13 protein-coding genes are annotated in these 17,375 nt (G+C 73.0%); 7 read left to right on the top strand and 6 right to left on the bottom strand.

From position 1 onward, the window contains the following. Window positions 1-85: 85 nt before the first annotated feature. The 3 genes from JL475_RS10615 (at window position 86) to JL475_RS10605 (ending at window position 5,892) form a co-directional block, all read left to right on the top strand. Window positions 86-3,817: an ABC transporter ATP-binding protein gene (locus JL475_RS10615; RefSeq protein ID WP_202277286.1), complete on the top strand. Its 3,732-nt coding sequence runs from the start codon at window positions 86-88 to the stop codon at window positions 3,815-3,817. 118 nt (window positions 3,818-3,935) lie between these two features. After that, the gene (locus tag JL475_RS10610) at window positions 3,936-4,322 is read left to right on the top strand and encodes a hypothetical protein (RefSeq protein WP_202277285.1); all 387 of its coding nucleotides are present in this window, start codon (window positions 3,936-3,938) and stop codon (window positions 4,320-4,322) included. A 136-nt stretch (window positions 4,323-4,458) separates the two neighbouring features. Then, complete coding sequence (locus tag JL475_RS10605; RefSeq protein ID WP_202277284.1) at window positions 4,459-5,892, top strand: S28 family serine protease; 1,434 nt, start codon at window positions 4,459-4,461, stop codon at window positions 5,890-5,892. Window positions 5,893-5,942: 50 nt separating this feature from the next. Here the strand turns inward: JL475_RS10605 and JL475_RS10600 are convergent, their stop codons facing one another. The 3 genes from JL475_RS10600 to JL475_RS10590 all read right to left on the bottom strand — a co-directional run bounded on the left by JL475_RS10600 (window position 5,943) and on the right by JL475_RS10590 (window position 9,999). Beyond that, window positions 5,943-6,584 (bottom strand): hypothetical protein, encoded by a 642-nt coding sequence (locus tag JL475_RS10600; RefSeq protein ID WP_202277283.1) that lies wholly within the window; start codon window positions 6,582-6,584, stop codon window positions 5,943-5,945. A 198-nt stretch (window positions 6,585-6,782) separates the two neighbouring features. Then, entirely contained in the window at window positions 6,783-8,591 is a 1,809-nt protein-coding gene (locus tag JL475_RS10595; protein WP_307825013.1) for a glycoside hydrolase family 3 protein, read from the bottom strand. Between the two features lie 433 nt (window positions 8,592-9,024). Then, complete coding sequence (locus JL475_RS10590) at window positions 9,025-9,999, bottom strand: LysR family transcriptional regulator (RefSeq protein WP_202277281.1); 975 nt, start codon at window positions 9,997-9,999, stop codon at window positions 9,025-9,027. A 137-nt stretch (window positions 10,000-10,136) separates the two neighbouring features. Between JL475_RS10590 and JL475_RS10585 the strand changes: the two genes are divergently transcribed. Next, window positions 10,137-11,063, top strand: a complete 927-nt coding sequence (locus tag JL475_RS10585; RefSeq protein WP_202277280.1) for an EamA family transporter — start codon at window positions 10,137-10,139, stop codon at window positions 11,061-11,063. Here JL475_RS10585 and JL475_RS10580 read toward each other — a convergent pair. From JL475_RS10580 to JL475_RS10570, 3 genes are all read right to left on the bottom strand, one after another. Further along, window positions 11,047-11,847, bottom strand: coding sequence for a sugar phosphate isomerase/epimerase (locus JL475_RS10580; RefSeq protein ID WP_202277279.1), 801 nt, complete (start codon window positions 11,845-11,847; stop codon window positions 11,047-11,049). The genes JL475_RS10585 and JL475_RS10580 overlap by 17 nt on opposite strands. A 70-nt stretch (window positions 11,848-11,917) precedes the next feature. Beyond that, window positions 11,918-12,514 carry a dihydrofolate reductase family protein gene (locus tag JL475_RS10575; protein WP_202277278.1) on the bottom strand — a complete coding sequence of 199 codons (597 nt, stop codon included), beginning with the start codon at window positions 12,512-12,514 and terminating at the stop codon, window positions 11,918-11,920. Between the two features lie 298 nt (window positions 12,515-12,812). Then, window positions 12,813-13,859, bottom strand: coding sequence for a LacI family DNA-binding transcriptional regulator (locus tag JL475_RS10570; protein ID WP_202277277.1), 1,047 nt, complete (start codon window positions 13,857-13,859; stop codon window positions 12,813-12,815). Between the two features lie 312 nt (window positions 13,860-14,171). On the opposite strand from JL475_RS10570, the gene JL475_RS10565 reads away from it, so the two are divergent. From JL475_RS10565 to JL475_RS10555, 3 genes are read left to right on the top strand one after another with little or no spacing between them, the layout of a single operon-like run. After that, complete coding sequence (locus tag JL475_RS10565) at window positions 14,172-15,323, top strand: Gfo/Idh/MocA family protein (protein WP_202277276.1); 1,152 nt, start codon at window positions 14,172-14,174, stop codon at window positions 15,321-15,323. Beyond that, window positions 15,320-16,471 (top strand): dihydrodipicolinate synthase family protein, encoded by a 1,152-nt coding sequence (locus JL475_RS10560; RefSeq protein WP_202277275.1) that lies wholly within the window; start codon window positions 15,320-15,322, stop codon window positions 16,469-16,471. The genes JL475_RS10565 and JL475_RS10560 overlap by 4 nt, the downstream gene beginning before the upstream one ends. A gap of 41 nt (window positions 16,472-16,512) precedes the next feature. Further along, window positions 16,513-17,313 (top strand): sugar phosphate isomerase/epimerase, encoded by an 801-nt coding sequence (locus JL475_RS10555; RefSeq protein WP_202277359.1) that lies wholly within the window; start codon window positions 16,513-16,515, stop codon window positions 17,311-17,313. Window positions 17,314-17,375: the final 62 nt, after the last annotated feature.

Here is a 17,375-nt window from a genome sequence, read left to right as displayed (position 1 = left end):
GGGATGAAATCCGGCTCTGTGGGCGTTGGAGCCTTGCGGAAGATCAGGACGATCGGATCGTAGGACCGGACCGGAGGGCACCCGCGTGACACCGCAACAGGGATGGGCACGGCGACTGACCGGATACGCCTGGCGCTATCCCAAGGACGTCGTCCTGGCTCTGGGGGCCTCCCTCGGCGGCATGGCCGTGATGGCGCTGGTCCCGCTGATCACCAAGGTGATCATCGACGACGTGATCGGCGACCACAGCCGCGCCATGGCCCCCTGGGCGGGCGCCCTGATCGGCGCCGCGCTCCTCGTCTACGTCCTCACCTACATCCGCCGCTACTACGGCGGCCGGCTCGCCCTCGACGTGCAGCACGACCTGCGCACCGAGATGTACCGGTCGATCACCCGGCTCGACGGCCGCCGCCAGGACGAGCTGTCCACCGGGCAGGTCGTCGGGCGGGCGACCAGCGACCTCCAGCTGATCCAGGGCCTGCTCTTCATGCTGCCGATGACCATCGGCAACATCCTGCTGTTCCTGATCTCCCTCGGGATCATGGCGGCGCTGTCGCTGCCGCTCACGGCCGTCGCCCTCGCCGTCGCGCCCGCCCTGTGGTGGATCGCCAAACGCAGCCGCACCCGGCTGCACCCCTCCACCTGGTACGCCCAGGCCCAGGCCGCGGCCGTCGCCGGCGTGGTCGACGGCGCCGTCGGCGGCGTCCGCGTGGTGAAGGGCTTCGGGCAGGAGGAGCAGGAGACGGAGAAGCTGCGCGAGGTCGGCCGGCGGCTGTTCGCCGGGCGGCTGCGCACCATCCGCCTGAACTCCCGATACACCCCGGCCCTCCAGGCCGTCCCCGCCCTCGGCCAGGTGGCGATGCTCGCGCTCGGCGGCTGGCTGGCCGTGCGCGGCAGCATCACCCTGGGCACGTTCGTCGCGTTCTCCACCTACCTCGCCCAGCTCGTCGGCCCGGTCAGGATGCTCGCCGTGGTCCTCACCGTCGGCCAGCAGGCCCGCGCCGGCACCGAGCGCGTCCTGGAGCTGATCGACACCGAGCCGTCCCTGACGGACGGCACCAAGGAGCTGCCCGCCGACGCCCCCGCGACCGTCGAGTTCGACGACGTCTCCTTCGGCTACGAGCCCGGGCACCCCGTCCTCAGCGGTCTCTCCTTCGAGATCCGCCCCGGCGAGACCCTCGCCGTCGTCGGCGCCTCCGGCTCCGGCAAGTCCACCGTCTCCCTGCTCCTGCCGCGGTTCTACGACGTCACCGGCGGCGCCGTGCTCGTCGGCGGGCACGACGTGCGGGAGCTGACCACCGAGTCGCTGCGGGCCGCCATCGGACTGGTCCCGGAGGACTCCTTCCTCTTCTCCGACACCGTCCGCGCCAACATCGCCTACGGCCGCCCGGACGCGACCGAGGAGCAGATCGTGACCGCCGCCCGCGCGGCCCAGGCCGACCGGTTCATCACGGAACTGCCCGACGGCTACGACACCACGGTCGGCGAGCACGGCCTGACCCTCTCCGGCGGCCAGCGCCAGCGCGTCGCGCTCGCCCGCGCGATCCTCGCCGACCCGCGCCTGCTGGTCCTCGACGACGCCACCTCCGCCGTGGACGCCCGCGTCGAGCACGAGATCCACGAGGCGCTGGCACAGGTCATGCGCGGCCGCACCACCCTGCTGATCGCCCACCGCCGCTCCACCCTCAACCTCGCCGACCGCATCGCCGTCCTCGAGGGCGGCCGGCTCGCCGACATCGGCACCCACGACGAGCTCCAGCGGCGCTCCGCCCGCTACCGCCGGCTGCTCACCGACCCCGACGAGCTGGGCGGCGTCTCCCCGGGCCACACCCCACCCGCCGCGTCCCGGGAGGCCCATCCGGAGGACAGCTCGGTCCGCGCGGAGCTGGACGCCGAGTTCGACGCCGAACGCGGGGTCACCCCCCACCTGTGGACCGGCGACCGCGAGCCCAAGGACACCGCCCTGGCCGACAGCCCGGCCACCCCCGAACTGCTCGCCCAGGTCGCGGCCCTGCCCCCGGCCGACGACGTCCCCGACGTCGACGAGAGCCGGGCCGTCCAGCCGGAGGAGTCCTACGGCCTGCGCCGCCTGCTGCGCGGCTTCGGCCTGCCCCTGCTGATCAGCCTCGCGCTGGTCGCCGTGGACGCGGGCATGGGCCTGCTGCTGCCGGTGCTGATCCGGCACGGCATCGACGACGGCGTCACCCAGGCCGCCCTCGGCGCGGTCTGGGCGGCCGCCCTGCTCGGCCTGCTCGCCGTGGTCGCCCAGTGGGCCGCGCAGATCGGCGAGATCCGGATGACCGGACGCACCGGCGAACGCGTGCTGTACTCACTGCGGCTGAAGATCTTCGCCCAGCTCCAGCGGCTCGGCCTCGACTACTACGAGCGCGAGCTGACCGGCCGGATCATGACCCGGATGACCACCGACATCGACGCCCTGTCGACGTTCCTGCAGACGGGTCTGGTCACCGCGTTCGTCTCGGTGGTCACCTTCTTCGGCATCATGGGCGTCCTGCTGGTGATCGACGTCCAGCTCGCCCTGGTCGTCTTCGTCACCCTGCCCCCGCTGATCGTCGCCACGTTCTACTTCCGCCGGGCCAGCGTGAAGGCGTACGAACTGGCCCGGGAGCGGGTGTCGACGGTCAACGCCGACCTCCAGGAGTCGGTGTCCGGGCTGCGGATCGTGCAGGCCTTCGGGCGCGAGCGGCACGGCAACCGGCGGTTCGCCGAGCGCAGCGCCGACTACCGCGCCGCCCGGGTCCGGGGCCAGTGGCTGATCTCGGTGTACTTCCCGTTCGTGCAGTTCCTGGCGTCGTCGGCCGCGGCGGCGGTGCTGATCGTGGGTGGGGCCAGGGTCGACGACGGGACGCTGGCGATCGGCACGCTGGTGGCGTACCTGCTCTACATCGACCTGTTCTTCGCCCCGGTGCAGCAGCTCTCCCAGGTCTTCGACGGCTACCAGCAGGCGACCGTCTCCCTGGGCCGCATCCAGGAACTGCTCCGGGAGCCGACGTCCACCGAGGACGCCGAGAAACCCCTCGACGTGCCCTCCCTGCGCGGGCAGATCGCCTTCGAGGACGTGCGCTTCGCCTACGGGGACGAGGAGGAGGCGCTCAGCGGCATCGACCTGCGCATCCCCGCCGGGCAGACCGTCGCGTTCGTCGGCGAGACCGGCGCCGGGAAGTCCACCCTGGTCAAGCTGGTGGCCCGGTTCTACGACCCCACCGGGGGCAGGGTCACCGTCGACGGCACCGACCTCAGGGACCTCGACCTCACCGCGTACCGGCACCGGCTCGGCGTGGTCCCGCAGGAGGCCTACCTCTTCCCGGGCACCGTCCGCGACGCCATCGCCTACGGCCGCCCGGACGCCACCGACGCCGAGGTGGAGGCGGCGGCCCGCGCGGTCGGGGCGCACGAGATGATCGCCACCCTGGAGGGCGGCTATCTGCACGAGGTCGCCGAACGCGGCCGGAACCTCTCCGCCGGACAGCGCCAGCTGATCGCCCTGGCCCGCGCCGAACTGGTCGACCCGGACGTCCTGCTGCTCGACGAGGCCACCGCCGCGCTCGACCTGGCCACCGAGGCGCAGGTCAACCAGGCGACGGACCGGCTGGCGGGGCGGCGTACCACGTTGGTCGTCGCGCACCGGCTGACCACCGCCGCCCGCGCCGACCGGGTCGTCGTCATGGACCACGGCCGGATCGCGGAGGACGGCACCCACGAGGAGCTGCTGGCCCGCGACGGGCGGTACGCCGAGCTGTGGCGGACCTTCATCGGGCAGGCCGAACCGGAGGAGCCGGTCGGCGCCGGACGCTGACCACGCAACCATCCGCCGTACGCCAGGCGTCCGTATCCGCATACGCCGTTGTGCGCGGCGGATACGGCGGGTGCGGTGAGGCGCCTTTGGCACGGCGCGGTTCGGGGGAGGAACGGCAGTGGGCAGTGGAGCGATACGGCGGTGGCTCGCACTGGGTCTGGCGGTGCTGACCGCGTCGGGGCTGCTCGTCGTCGCCGCACCGGGCGACGCGCAGGCCGCGGGGCACTGCGCGGGGCGCAAGGTGCGCACCCTGCCGTTCTCCACCGGCACCGTGGTCGTCCACAAGCGCGGCGGCTACCTCTGCGCCGTCACCCTCGCCGAGAAGCCCGGCACCCGGCGGACGATGTCGGTCAGCATCCGGGCGCGCGGCGGCCGGCCGGTCGTCGACGAGGGCCGCTACACGCGCTACGCCGGCCCGGTCACCGTGCACGCCGGCCGCCGCTGCGTCTGGGTGAAGGGACGGGTGGGCGGCGACTCGGTCAGCTCCGGCTGGATCCTGTGCTGAGCCGGGGACACACCTGACCCGGGGACACACCTGACCCAGGGACACGCCTGACCGAGGGATATCCCCATGTCCCCTGTCGCTGGGGGGAGTTGGTCCGATAGCTTCCGGCGCACATCTGTCTCACAGGGGAGTGCGCATGCGCAAGGCGCTCAGATGGCTGCTGGCGCTCACGGTGCTCATAGGCACACTGAGTACGGCCGGGGCGGCCACCGCCGCCGAGCCGGAGGCCACCGGCACCACTGACATCAAGGAGAGACTGCTCTCCGTACCGGGCATGAGCCTGGTCGAGGAGAAGCCGTACACCGGGTACCGCTTCTTCGTCCTCACCTACACCCAGCCGGTCGACCACCGCAGGCCCGCCAAGGGCACGTTCCAGCAGCGGATCACCGTGCTGCACAAGGACGTCGCACGGCCGACCGTCTTCTTCACCGGCGGCTACAACGTCTCGACGACGCCCCGCCGCAGCGAGCCCACCCAGATCGTGGACGGCAACCAGGTCTCCCTGGAGTACCGCTTCTTCACCCCGTCCCGTCCCGAGCCGGCCGACTGGTCCAAGCTGGACATCTGGCAGGCCGCCAGTGACCAGCACCGCGTCTTCACGGCGCTGAAGGGGATCTACTCCAAGAAGTGGATCTCCACCGGCGGTTCCAAGGGCGGCATGACCGCCACCTACTACGAGCGTTTCCACCCGCGCGACATGGACGGTGTCGTCGCCTACGTCGCCCCCAACGACGTGGTGAACAGGGAGGATTCCGCCTACGACCGCTTCTTCGCGAAGGTCGGCACCAAGGAGTGCCGCGACCGGCTGAACGCGGTGCAGCGCGAGGCGCTGGTGCGCCGGGCGCCGCTGGTGAAGAAGTACGCGGCCCTCGCCGCCGAGAACGGCTACACCTTCGACACCGTCGGCAGCCTGGACCGCGCCTACGAGGCGGTCGTCCTCGACTACGTCTGGGGCTTCTGGCAGTACGGCACGGTGGCGGACTGCGAGCAGATCCCGGCGGACGCGAAGAACGCCACCGACGACGAGATCTGGACCTCGATCGACACGATCTCCGGCTTCTCGTTCTACACCGACCAGGGCCTCAGCCCGTACACGCCGTACTACTACCAGGCCGGTACGCAGCTCGGCGCGCCGACCATCCGCTTCCCGCACATCGAGAAGAAGTACGTCCGTCACGGCTACCAGCCGCCCCGCAATTTCGTCCCCCGCTCGATCCCGATGAAGTTCGAGCCCCGGGCCATGCGGGACATCGACACCTGGGTGCGGCACAACGCCCGGCACATGCTGTTCGTCTACGGCGAGAACGACCCGTGGGGCGCCGAGCCGTTCCGGCTCGGGCACGGCGCGCGCGACTCCTACGTGCTGACCGCCCCCGGCATGAACCACGGCGCCAACGTGGCCGGTCTGGCCGGCGAGGACAAGGCGCTGGCGACGGCCCGCATCCTCGACTGGGCGGGCGTCGCGCCGGCCGCGGTCCGCGAGAACCCGGCCGAGGCGAAGCCGCTGGCGGCGTTCGACGCCAAGCTGGACCGGCGGGACATCGAGCGGGAGCCGGCCCTGCGCCCGTAGGGACCCCCTAAGGGCTCCGTAAGGGCCCCGTAGGGACGCGCCCGTGCGGCTCACACCGGGCGGGCGCAGCCCACCGGTGTGGCGCCGCCGAGCCGGACGAAGAGGGCCGTGGACGCCGGGCACCGTGACTTGGCGTCCACGGCCTCGGTCACCTTGTACTCCGGCTCGTGCTTCCCCTCGCCGTCGCAGGCCGTCTCGCGGACCTTTCCGTCGGGCAGGCCGTAGACGCAGTCGCCGACGATGGTGCGCGGGCCGCCCCCGCCGCCGGGATCGCCCGGGTGCGGCGGCTGGAGGTTGCGCATGCAGGCGTAGCCGCGCGGCACCGCCCCGTCACCGTCCTCGTCGAAGGAGGGGTGCTGCTCGCTGATGTGCAGCACGAAGTCCGTGGTGGCCGGGCAGCGCGGCCCGTCGCGCACGGTCCCGTCGTGGCGGGCGACGACCCGGGCCGCCGCCCGTTCACCGTCGCAGGACACCTCGGTGAAACTGGTCCGGCCGAACGAACTGCACTCGTCGACGTCGAGGAACACCGCCCCGTACCCGGAGGTCCGGGTCGGCGCGGGCGATTCCGCCGCCGTCCGCCGCTCGCCCGGGCGGCCGTCCTGCCCGGTGCCGCCGAGCGCGCTCTGACATCCGGTCGACAGCGCCGTGACAAGGGCGGCGAGCACGCACACCGCTCCCAGGGAACTCCTCATGCGCGTCACCATCCCCCGAAAAACCCCGTCCAGCGTGACCCGCCGGGGCGGGTCACGCCAGACATACGGGATAGTTTGCGCATGTCGGTGACGGTGTGTCGGGTGTGTGGCGTACGGGTGCTACGTCCATGCGCCCGTCCGCGTCCGTACGGGGCGGCCGGGCCCGTACCGGTCAGCCGCTCCGTACGGGCCGGCCGGTCAGTACGTCAGCCCGTGCCCGACGGGGTACAGCACCGTCGCCGGGTCGTCCGCGCGCTGCACCGGCACCGGCAGCTTCCCGCGCGGCTCCACCTTGCCCGCGATCACCCGGGCCGCCGCCCGCAGTTCGACGTCGGTCCAGGAGTACGTCGCCAAAAACGCCGGCACGGCGGGCAGGTGGGCCACGTCGTACGGGTTGCGGATCGCCACCGCGACCACCGGCCGGCCGGTCGCCAGGAGCTGCTCGACCAGGGTCCGCTGGCTGCTGGTCGCCGAGACGTTGTACGTCCCGACCACCACGGCGTCCGCGTCCCGCGCGGCGGCCACGGCCTTGGCGATCGTCGCCGCGGACGGTGCCGTCCCGGTGGACAGGGCGGTGGCCGTGAAGCCCAGCTCGGTCAGCGCCTGGGCGAGCACCCCGGTCGGCGGTCCCGTCGTACCGGACGGGGAGGCCGGGTCGGCGCCGACCACCAGCAGCTTGGGCCGGCTGCGCCGGGACAGCGGCAGCAGGCGCCCCTCGTTGACCAGCAGGGTGGTGGTCCGTTCGGCGATCCGGTCGGCCGCGGCCAGGTGCGCCCGGGTGCCGACGGTGCGGTCGACGCCGCCCAGCGACACGTACGGGTCCTTGAACAGGCCCAGCTTCGCCTTCAGCCGCAGCACCCGCAGGATCGATTCGTCGAGCCGCTCCTCGGTGAGCTCGCCGTTCTGGACGGCCTTCAGGACGGCGTTCCACGCCACGTCCAGGGACGGCGGGTTGAGCAGCTGGTCCACGCCCGCCTTCAGCGCCAGCACCGGCACCCGGTCGTCGCCGTACTTGGTCCGTACGCCCTCCATGCCGAGGGAGTCGGTGACCACGACCCCGTCGTAGCCCAGTTCCTCACGCAGGATGCCGGTGAGGATCGGGTGGGAGAGGGTGGCCGGGTCCTCGGAGCCGTCGAGCGCCGGGACCATCAGATGGGCCGTCATGATCGAGTCGATGCCCGCGGCGATCGCCGCCCGGAACGGCGGCGCGTCCAACCGCTCCCACTGCTCACGGCTGTGGGTGATCACCGGGAAGCCGGTGTGGCTGTCGACGGCGGTGTCGCCGTGCCCGGGGAAGTGCTTGGCGGTCGCCGCGACCCCCGACCGCTGGAACCCGGAGACCTCGGCCGCGACCATCGCCGCCACCGCGTCCGGCTCGGAGCCGAAGGACCGTACGCCGATGACCGGGTTGGCCGGATTGACGTTCACGTCGGCCACCGGGGCGTAGTCCTGACGGATGCCCAGGGCGCGCAGTTCCCGCCCGGCGATCCGGCCCAGGGTGCGAGCGTCGGAGCGGGAACCGCCCGCGCCGATCGCCATCGCCCCGGGGAACAGGGTCGCCGGCTCGCCGACGCGGGCGACGATGCCGTGTTCCTGGTCGGTGGAGATGAGCACCGGCAGCCCGCGCGGCAGGCCGAGGGAGGCCTTCTGGATGCCGTTGGAGAGTCCGGCGATCTGGTGCGGATCGCGGGTGTTGTGCGCCCAGGCGAAGTAGATGATGCCGCCGACCCGGTACTTCTCGAGCAGTTCGGCGGCCGTGCGCACGCCGATCTCCTTGAGGTTGGCGTCGATGTCCGCCTGGTCGGGGTCGGTGGCGGAGTGGCCGTAGACGCGCATCACGAACAGCTGGCCGACCTTCTCCTCCAGGGTCATCCGGGAGATGAGGGCGCGGAGCTTTCTGTCGTCGGGGGAGGCGGGGGATCCAGGAGAGGCTGCGGACGCGCCGGCCGCGTGCGCGGTGCCACCGGCCGCGAGGGCGGTGGTGACGCCCGCGGTCGCGGCGAGCACCGTACGTCTGGACGGACGTGCGGTGCCTGCCGTGCTTCCCGTGCTTCCCGTGCCTGCCGTGCTTGCAGTGCTTCCCGTGTTTCCCGTGTTTCCCGTGCTGCTGTCGGGCACGTGCGCTCCTTTGGGAGGTGGTACGCGGCGGAATCCGCTGAAGGAAACTTCCAGGACGCCACCAATATCCGGGAAGTTTCTGCCAGTCAAGGGAGTGCGCGGCACGGGTGAGCGGACGATGCGCGGGAGGGGCCGCCACCGGCGCGCCGGGAGGGGGTGCGCGCCGATGGCGGCGGTGCTGCCGGCCACGGCGCGGCGGAGAGGGTAGGTCAGCGATCGCAGCCAGCAGCGAGGGCCGACACCGCACCACGGAGACTCGTCCGGCAGTCCGAGCATTGGACGGGGCGGAGCGGGCGGGGGTTCCGGGGTGCGGGCGGGAATCTCAGATCGGGGAGGACGGTGTGCGAGCGGCCGCCGGGGACGGAGGGGACGGAGGGGGTGCGGGGGGCCGGTGGGCCGCGGCGCCGGGCCAGTGGGCGCGCAGGGCGCGGACGGTCTCCGCGATCGCCGGGCGGCGGGCCGCGCCGGTGCGCCACAGCGCGTACACGTGCCGTACCGGCATCGGGTCGAGCGGCACCTCCACCACCCCGTCGGGCAGCGGACCGCGCCCGAGCCGGGGGATCAGCGCGATCCCGAGCCCGGCCGCGACCAGGGCGACCAGGGTCGGGTTCTCGTCCGCCCGGTGCACGATCTCCGGCTCGTGCCCGGCGGCCCGGAGGGTGCGCACCAGCCACTCGTGGCAGACCCGCCCCGGCGGCTGGCAGATCCACCGCTCGCCGCCCAGCTCCTCCCGCCGTACCGCGCCGCGCCCCGCGAACGGGTGCCCGCTCGGCACCAGCAGGTCGCACAGGTCGTCCCCGACGACCGCCTGCTCCACGCCCGCCGGGGCGGGCAGCGGCGCGATGTCCCAGTCGTGCGCGACGACGAGATCGACCGCCCCCTTGGCCACCAGGTCCACGGACAGGTGCGGGTCGACCTCGGTCAGCCGGGCGTCGAGCGCGGGATGACGCACGGCCAGATCGGCCAGCACGGACGGCATCAGTCCGCGCGCAGCCGATGGGAAGGCCGCGACGGTCAGCCGCCCGGACGGCACCCCGCGCCGTTCCTCCAGCTCGGTCTCCGCCCGCTCCACGATCGCCAGCAACTCCTGTGCGGTGGCGACGAGCTGATGGGCCGCGTCGGTCAGCCGCACGCCCCGGCCCTCCCGCTCCAGCAGCACCGTCCTGGTCTCCCGCTCCAGCTTGGCGATCTGCTGGGAGACGGCCGAGGAGGTGTACCCGAGCGCCACGGCGGCGGCTCCGACGGTGCCGTGGACGGAGACGGCGTGCAGGGCGCGCAGGCGCTGGAGGTCGAGCATGACGGCTCCCTGTTCGGTGAGCGATGCGATCGGTGGGCGGTGCGATCGGTGGGCGGTGCGATCGGTAAGCGGTGCTTCATCCCACCATGCAGGAATCGTCGCTGGTGCTGAAGGGTTCCGGCGGTGATCCTCGGCGTATGCGACCTTCCCACGTCCTGCTCGCCGTTCTCGTCACCGCCGTCTGGGGCGTGAACTTCGTCGTCATCGAGATCGGCCTCGACCACTTCCCGCCGCTGCTGTTCTCCGCCCTGCGCTTCCTCGCGGCGGCACTGCCGGCCGTGTTCTTCGTCGGGCGCCCCCAGGTGGCGTGGAAGTGGATCGTGGGGGTGGGGCTCGCCCTCGGGGTGGCCAAGTTCGGACTGCTGTTCGTCGGCATGGACGCGGGCATGCCGGCCGGGCTGTCCTCCCTGGTCCTGCAGATCCAGGCGGTGTTCACCGCCGTCATCGCCTTCCTGGTCCTCGGCGAACGGCCCGCGGGTGTCCGGCTCGTGGGCATGGCGGTGGCACTGGCCGGGATCGGCGTCGCCGCCGTCGACGAGGGCGCCTCGGGACCCCTGGGCGCGTTCGCCCTGGTCGTCGCGGCGGCCGCCTGCTGGGGCGTCTCGAACGTGCTGACCCGCAGGGCCGCGCCCGACGACGCCCTGAACTTCATGGTCTGGGTGAGCACGGTGCCGGTGCTGCCGCTGCTGGCGTTGTCGCTGCTCCTGGAGGGTCCCTCGCGGGACCTGGCGGCGCTGGGCTCACTGGACTGGCGGGGGGCGGGCGCGCTGCTGTTCGTGGCCTGGGTCGCCACCGTGTTCGGCTTCGGGGCCTGGGGGTGGCTGCTGCGCCGTCACCCCGCGTCGACGGTGGCGCCGTTCTCCCTGCTGGTGCCGGTCTTCGGGATGTCGTCGGCGGCCCTGTTCCTCGGCGAGCCGGTGACACCGCTGCGGTGGTGCGCGGCGGCGCTGCTGGTGGGGGGCGTGGCGCTCGCGTCGGTCACATGGCCGGAGCGGGGCGCGGGGGCGCCGGACGGCCGGCGGGAGGACCCCGCCGGCCGGGAGTCGGTCACGCCGATTCGTTGAGGAGGCGGGAGAGGTGGGCGTGGCCGGGGCCGAGCAGGCCGGGGAGGTCGGCGGCCTCCTCGTACCAGCGCTTCTCGTACTCCCAGCAGAGCCAGCCGTCCCAGCCGTGGCGGGAGAGGACCTCCACGCAGTCGGCCAGCGGCAGGATGCCCTCGCCGAGGGGGAGCGGCGTCGTGTCGTCGGCGGAGGCGATGTCCTTGACCTGGACGTAGCCGAGGTGGGGGGAGAGGGCCGCGAAGCTCTCCACGGGCTGTTCGCCGCCCAGCCAGGTGTGCATCACGTCCCAGAGGGCGCCCACCTGACGGTGGCCCACGAGGCCGAGGATCCTTATCGCGTCGGCGCCGGTGCGGTGGGAGTCGTGGGTCTCCAGCAGGATGCGGACGCCGACGTCACCGGCGTACCGGGCGGCCGTGCCCAGGCGCCGGGCGGCCGTCGCGTCGGCCTCCTCGGGGGTCTGCTCGGGGGCGCCGCCGGGGAAGACCCGGATGTAGGGGGCGCCGAGGTCGCGGGCGAGGTCGAGGAGGGCGCGGATCTCGTCGACGACGGGGCCGTCCTCGCCCGGCGCGGCGACTCCGGCGTATCCCGCGACGCTCAGGACCTCGACACCGGCCGCCTTGAACCGGGCGGCGACCTCGACCCGTTCGTCGGGGGTGAGGTCCGGGTTGACCGGTTCCTCGGGGTGTGCGCGCAGTTCGACGCCGTGGTAGCCGTGCGTGGTCGCGAGGCGGAGCACGTCGGTCACGGGCAGGCCGGGGACACCGAGGGTGGAGAACGCCAGCTTCATGTCCACGGACCTACCCGCGACACCCGCCGGCGACTCCCCCTCGTCTCCCCGATCCCCGCGCGGGCCCGTGTCAGGCCCCGTCGGCCCTGCGGTAGACGCACACCTGGGCGCCCGATTTCGCGGTGGTCGCCCGGACCAGCTCGAACGGGCGCTGCACGCCGTCGACGGGGAAGATCGACTTGCCGCCGCCCAGGATCACCGGCATGACGACGAGCTGCAGCTCGTCCACCAGGTCCTCACCCAGCAGGGTGCGGACGAGAGTGGGGCTGCCCATCATCGCGAGGTCGCCGCCCTCGGTGGCGCGCAGCTCCCGGATGCGGGCGACGGCCTCCCCGCCGGGGACGAGCCGGCTGTTGTTCCAGGTCAGGTCGGACTCGGTCAGGGTGTCGGAGACGACGTACTTCGGCAGGCTGTTGATCCGGTCGGCGAAGGGGTCCCCGGCCTGCTGGGGCCACGCCGCGGCCATCGTCTGCCAGGTGCGGCGCCCGTACAGCAGCGCGTCGGCCTTCTCCAGCGAGGCGTCGAAGGCGCCGCCGAGGACTTCCGGGTCGAAGTACGCGTGCGACCATCCGCCGTGCCGGAAGCCGCCGTCGGTGTCCTCCTCGGGGCCGCCGGGGGCCTGCACGACACCGTCGAGGCTGATGAACTCGGTGATCACGATACGCATGGCTGCCGCCACTCCTTCTGCGCGTCCTGCGCGCTTCGCTCGCTCGGGCGATGACGGAAGTGCAGACCGACACCACCGGTGGAACTCATCGCTCCCACCGGATTTTCCGCCACCTCGCCACCTCGCCCGGCACGGCACGCACGGCCGACGCGCCCCGATGCGGCCGACGTGGCCCGTGTGGTGGGCGTCCCGCGCCCCACGTGTCTCGCACACACGACGGGCCCCGCGCGGCCCGCACCCCCGGCGCCGCGGTGACCGGTCTCTTGTGCCGAGCGGGCCGGGTGGCCCTGCGCCCCGCTCACCCCCTGGGCGTCCCGGAGGACCCCCGTACCATCAGCTCGCCCCGGATGGAGGCGATGTCCCCGGGCGGCGGTTCCTCGCGGCCCATCGCGATCCGGCCGGCCCGTGCCCCCGCCTCGGCGAGCGGCAGCCGTACCGTCGTCAGGGCCGGTACCGCGTCGATGCTGAACGGCAGGTCGTCGAAACCGGCGACCGAGACGTCGTCGGGGATCTTCCGGCCGGAGTCCCGCAGCGCCGCGCACGCGCCCAGCGCGACGGAGTCGTTCGCGGCGACCACGGCGGTCAACCCGGGGTCCCTGCGCAGGAGTTCGAGGGCGGCCTCGTAGCCGGACCGGCGGTCGTAGCGGCCGTGGACGGTCCAGCGGGGGTCCTCCTCGATGCCGTGCGCGGCGAGCGCGGCCCGGTGTCCCTCGAGACGGTGGCGCGTGGTGGTGCGCTCCCGCGGGCCGGCGATGTAGCCGAGACGGCGGTGGCCGAGCCCGATCAGGTGCTCGGTGAGCTCCCGGCCGCCGCCGCGGTTGTCGAAGGTCAGCGCGATCGCCCCGGTGTCCGGCGCCGGCGGCCGGCCGCACAGCACCACCCGGGTCCCGGCGTCCGCCAGCTTGCGCAGCTTTGCGTCCATGGCCGCCCGGTGCGGGGCGTCCTCGCTGGCGCCGCCGGTCAGCACCACCGCCGCGGCCCGCTGCCGCTGCAGCAGCGTCAGGTACGTCAGCTCGCGCTCCGGGGTGCCGCCCGTGTTGCACACGACCGCGAGTCTCTCCCCGCCCGCACGCCCGCCCGGACCCCCGATCTCGGACTGGATCGCGCTCGCCATGATCCCGAAGAACGGGTCGGCGATGTCGTTCACCAGGATGCCCACCAGGTCGGAGGTGGCGGCGGCCAGGGAGCTCGCGGGGCCGTTGAGCACGTAGTCCAGGTCGTCCACGGCCCTCAGCACCCGCTCGCGGGTGGAGGCGGCGACGGGATAGTTCCCGTTCAGCACGCGCGACACCGTCGCGGGGGAGACCTGCGCGCGGGCCGCCACGTCCGCCAGGGTCACCGTCATGTCTCGTCCTCCGGTCGCGCAGGTCGTCTCGTCGTCGTCCACGCCGGGCCCCCTCGCCGTGGTTCCCGGGGCGCCCGTCGAGCAGACCCTATGGCCCCACGCTCCGTTGTTCGCCCCCTCGAACAAGTCGGATTCGCCGTGCTCTTGTCCGGACCGCCGTTCAGAGGCTAGCTTCTAGCTGGATAGAAAGCGCTTGCTGTGGCGTTCACCAGTCACCGGTCACCCACCGCCGGCCCCTGCCGGCCGGCGGCGGCCGGCACGCGACGGGTGGGGTGTGCGCGGCGCGCGGGGACCGCGTACGAAGGGAACGACGTGACACGCAAGACGGTGTGTATCGCCATGAACGGTGTGACGGGGCGGATGGGCTACCGGCAGCACCTCGTCCGCTCCATCCTGGCCCTGCGCGAGCAGGGCGGCCTCGACCTCGGTGACGGCACCGTGCTGTGGCCGGAGCCGATCCTGGTCGGCCGCCGCGAGCACGCGCTGAAGGCGCTGGCCGAGCGGCACGGCCTGGAGCACGTCTCCACCGACCTGGACGCCGTGCTCGCCGACGAGAGCGTCGACGTCTACTTCGACGCCCAGGTCACCTCCGCCCGCGAGGAGGCCCTCAGGAAGGCGATCGCGGCCGGCAAGCACCTCTACACCGAGAAGCCGACCGCCACCGGCCTCGACGGCGCCCTGGAGCTGGCCCGGCTGGCGAACGCGGCCGGCGTCAAGCACGGCGTCGTCCAGGACAAGCTCTTCCTCCCCGGCCTGCTCAAGCTGAAGCGCCTCATCGACGGCGGCTTCTTCGGCCGCATCCTGTCCGTGCGCGGCGAGTTCGGCTACTGGGTCTTCGAGGGTGACTGGCAGGACGCGCAGCGCCCCTCCTGGAACTACCGCGCCGAGGACGGCGGCGGCATCGTCGTCGACATGTTCCCGCACTGGGAGTACGTCCTGCACGAGCTGTTCGGCCGGGTGAAGTCCGTCCAGGCCCTCACCGCCACCCACGTCCCGCAGCGCTGGGACGAGAACGGCAAGCCCTACGACGCCACCGCCGACGACGCCGCCTACGGCGTCTTCGAGCTCGACGGCGGCGTGATCGCCCAGATCAACTCCTCCTGGGCGGTCCGTGTCCACCGCGACGAACTCGTCGAGTTCCAGGTCGACGGCACCGAGGGCTCCGCGGTGGCCGGGCTGCGGGGCTGCCGCGTCCAGCACCGCTCCGCCACCCCGAAGCCCGTGTGGAACCCGGACGTCCCCGCCACCGAGACCTTCCGCGACCAGTGGCAGGAGGTCCCGGACAACGGCGAGTTCGACAACGGCTTCAAGGCCCAGTGGGAGCTGTTCCTCAAGCACGTCTACGCCGACGCCCCCTACCACTGGGACCTGCTGGCCGGCGCCCGCGGCGTCCAGCTCGCCGAACTGGGCCTGAAGTCCTCGGCCGAGGGCCGCCGCCTCGACGTACCGGAGATCTCGCTGTGAGCATCCGACTCCCCGCGCCGGACGGGTCGTTGCGGACGTACGAACCCCGCACCGAGCCGCTCGCCCTCACCCCCGGAGCACCCTTCACCTCCCGCGGGGTCTTCTCCGCGGCGCACGTCGTAGCCGACCCGTACGCCGACACCACCCCCGACTCGCCCGTCGCCGTCGACTGGGACGCCACCCTCGCCTTCCGCCGCCACCTGTGGTCGCACGGGCTCGGCGTCGCCGAGGCGATGGACACCGCCCAGCGCGGCATGGGCCTGGACTGGGCGGGCGCGGCCGAACTGATCCGCCGCTCCGCCGCCGAGGCGAAGGCCGTCGGCGGCCGGATCGCCTGCGGCGTCGGCACCGACCAGATCACCTCCGGCACGCTCGCCGAGGTGCGGGCGGCCTACGAGGAACAGCTCGCGCTCGTCGAGGAGTCCGGGGCGCAGGCCATCCTGATGGCGTCCCGCGCGCTGGCCGCCGCCGCCCGCGGCCCCGAGGACTACCTGGAGGTGTACGGCCACCTGCTGCGCCAGGCCACCGAACCGGTGATCCTGCACTGGCTCGGCCCCATGTTCGACCCGGCGCTGGAGGGCTACTGGGGCTCGTCCGACCTTGACGCGGCCACCGACACCTTCCTGGAGGTCATCGCCGCGCACCCCGACAAGGTCGACGGCATCAAGGTCTCGCTGCTGGACGCCCGGCGCGAGGTCGCCCTGCGCCGCCGCCTGCCGCAGGGGGTGCGCTGCTACACCGGCGACGACTTCCACTACCCCGAGCTGATCGCCGGTGACGACCAGGGCTTCAGCCACGCCCTGCTCGGCATCTTCGACCCGCTGGGCCCGCTGGCGGCCCAGGCCGTGCGCGTCCTGGACACCGGGGACACGGCGGGCTTCCGCGCCCTGCTCGACCCGACGGTGGAGCTGAGTCGGCACCTCTTCCAGTCACCCACCCGCTTCTACAAGACGGGTGTGGTCTTCCTGGCCTGGCTGGCCGGTCACCAGAGCCACTTCACCATGGTCGGCGGCCTGCAGTCGGCCCGCTCCCTGCCGCACTTCGCCCGTGCCTACGAACTCGCCGACGGCCTCGGCCTGTTCCCCGACCCCAAGCTCGCCGAGGACCGCATGAGGACCCTGCTGCACCTGTACGGAGTGACGCCGTGACCGAGTCCGTCAACGATCTCGCGCGCTTCAGCATCAACCAGATGACGGTCAAGCAGCTGCCCCTGCCGGAACTCGTCGACGCCTGCCGTGACCTGGGCGTGCCGGGCGTGGGCCTGTGGCGCGAGCCGGTCCAGGCGTACGGGCTCGACGCGGCGGCGAAACTGGTCCGGGACGCGGTCCTGACGGTGACGACCCTGTGCCGGGGCGGCTTCCTCACCGCCCTCGACCCCGCCGAGCGGGCCGCCGCCCTCGCCGACAACCGCCGAGCCGTGGACGAGGCGGCCGCCCTCGGCACCGACACCCTGGTCCTGGTCTCCGGCGGACTCCCGGCCGGTTCCAAGGATCTGCGCGCCGCCCGCGAACGCATCGCGGACGCCCTCGCCGAACTCGGCCCCTACGCCGAGGAACACGGGGTGAGACTGGCCATCGAGCCCCTCCACCCCATGTACGCCTCCGACCGCTGCGTGGTCTCCACCCTCGCCCAGGCCCTCGACCTCGCCGAACGGTTCCCGGCCCGGCAGGTCGGCGTCACCGTCGACACGTATCACGTCTGGTGGGACGACACGGCGCCCGCGCAGATCGCCCGGGCCGGCGCCCAGGACCGCATCCACACCTTCCAGCTCGCCGACTGGACCACCCCGCTGCCCGAGGGCGTCCTCAACGGCCGCGGCCAGATCGGCGACGGAAGCATCGACATGCGCGAGTGGCAGGGGTACGTGGAGGCGGCCGGTTACACCGGGCCCATCGAGGTCGAGCTGTTCAACGAGGCGCTGTGGGCCCGCGACGGCCGCGAGGTCCTGGCGGAGACGGCCCGGAGGTTCACGGAGCACGTCGAGCCGTGAGCCGTGAGCGGCGACCCGGGTCCCGTGTGCTCCGTGACCCGGGTCCCGCCCGCGGTGTCCCG

The organism is Streptomyces sp. M2CJ-2 (assembly GCF_016757295.1).
Lineage (GTDB): Bacteria > Actinomycetota > Actinomycetes > Streptomycetales > Streptomycetaceae > Streptomyces.
Note: the sequence above shows the minus strand (reverse complement) of the source record. Positions and strands in the feature narration are given on the sequence as shown.

What these genes read in the sequence shown, in the direction of transcription:
- JL475_RS10570 (WP_202277277.1), bottom strand. Translation starts at nt 13,859, where the DNA reads ATGACGGTGACCCTGGCGGACGTGGCGGCCCGCGCGCAGGTCTCCCCC.
- JL475_RS10555 (WP_202277359.1), top strand. Translation starts at nt 16,513, where the DNA reads ATGACGGTCAAGCAGCTGCCCCTGCCGGAACTCGTCGACGCCTGCCGT.
- JL475_RS10590 (WP_202277281.1), bottom strand. Translation starts at nt 9,999, where the DNA reads ATGCTCGACCTCCAGCGCCTGCGCGCCCTGCACGCCGTCTCCGTCCAC.
- JL475_RS10580 (WP_202277279.1), bottom strand. Translation starts at nt 11,847, where the DNA reads ATGAAGCTGGCGTTCTCCACCCTCGGTGTCCCCGGCCTGCCCGTGACC.
- JL475_RS10585 (WP_202277280.1), top strand. Translation starts at nt 10,137, where the DNA reads ATGCGACCTTCCCACGTCCTGCTCGCCGTTCTCGTCACCGCCGTCTGG.
- JL475_RS10605 (WP_202277284.1), top strand. Translation starts at nt 4,459, where the DNA reads ATGCGCAAGGCGCTCAGATGGCTGCTGGCGCTCACGGTGCTCATAGGC.
- JL475_RS10600 (WP_202277283.1), bottom strand. Translation starts at nt 6,584, where the DNA reads ATGAGGAGTTCCCTGGGAGCGGTGTGCGTGCTCGCCGCCCTTGTCACG.
- JL475_RS10575 (WP_202277278.1), bottom strand. Translation starts at nt 12,514, where the DNA reads ATGCGTATCGTGATCACCGAGTTCATCAGCCTCGACGGTGTCGTGCAG.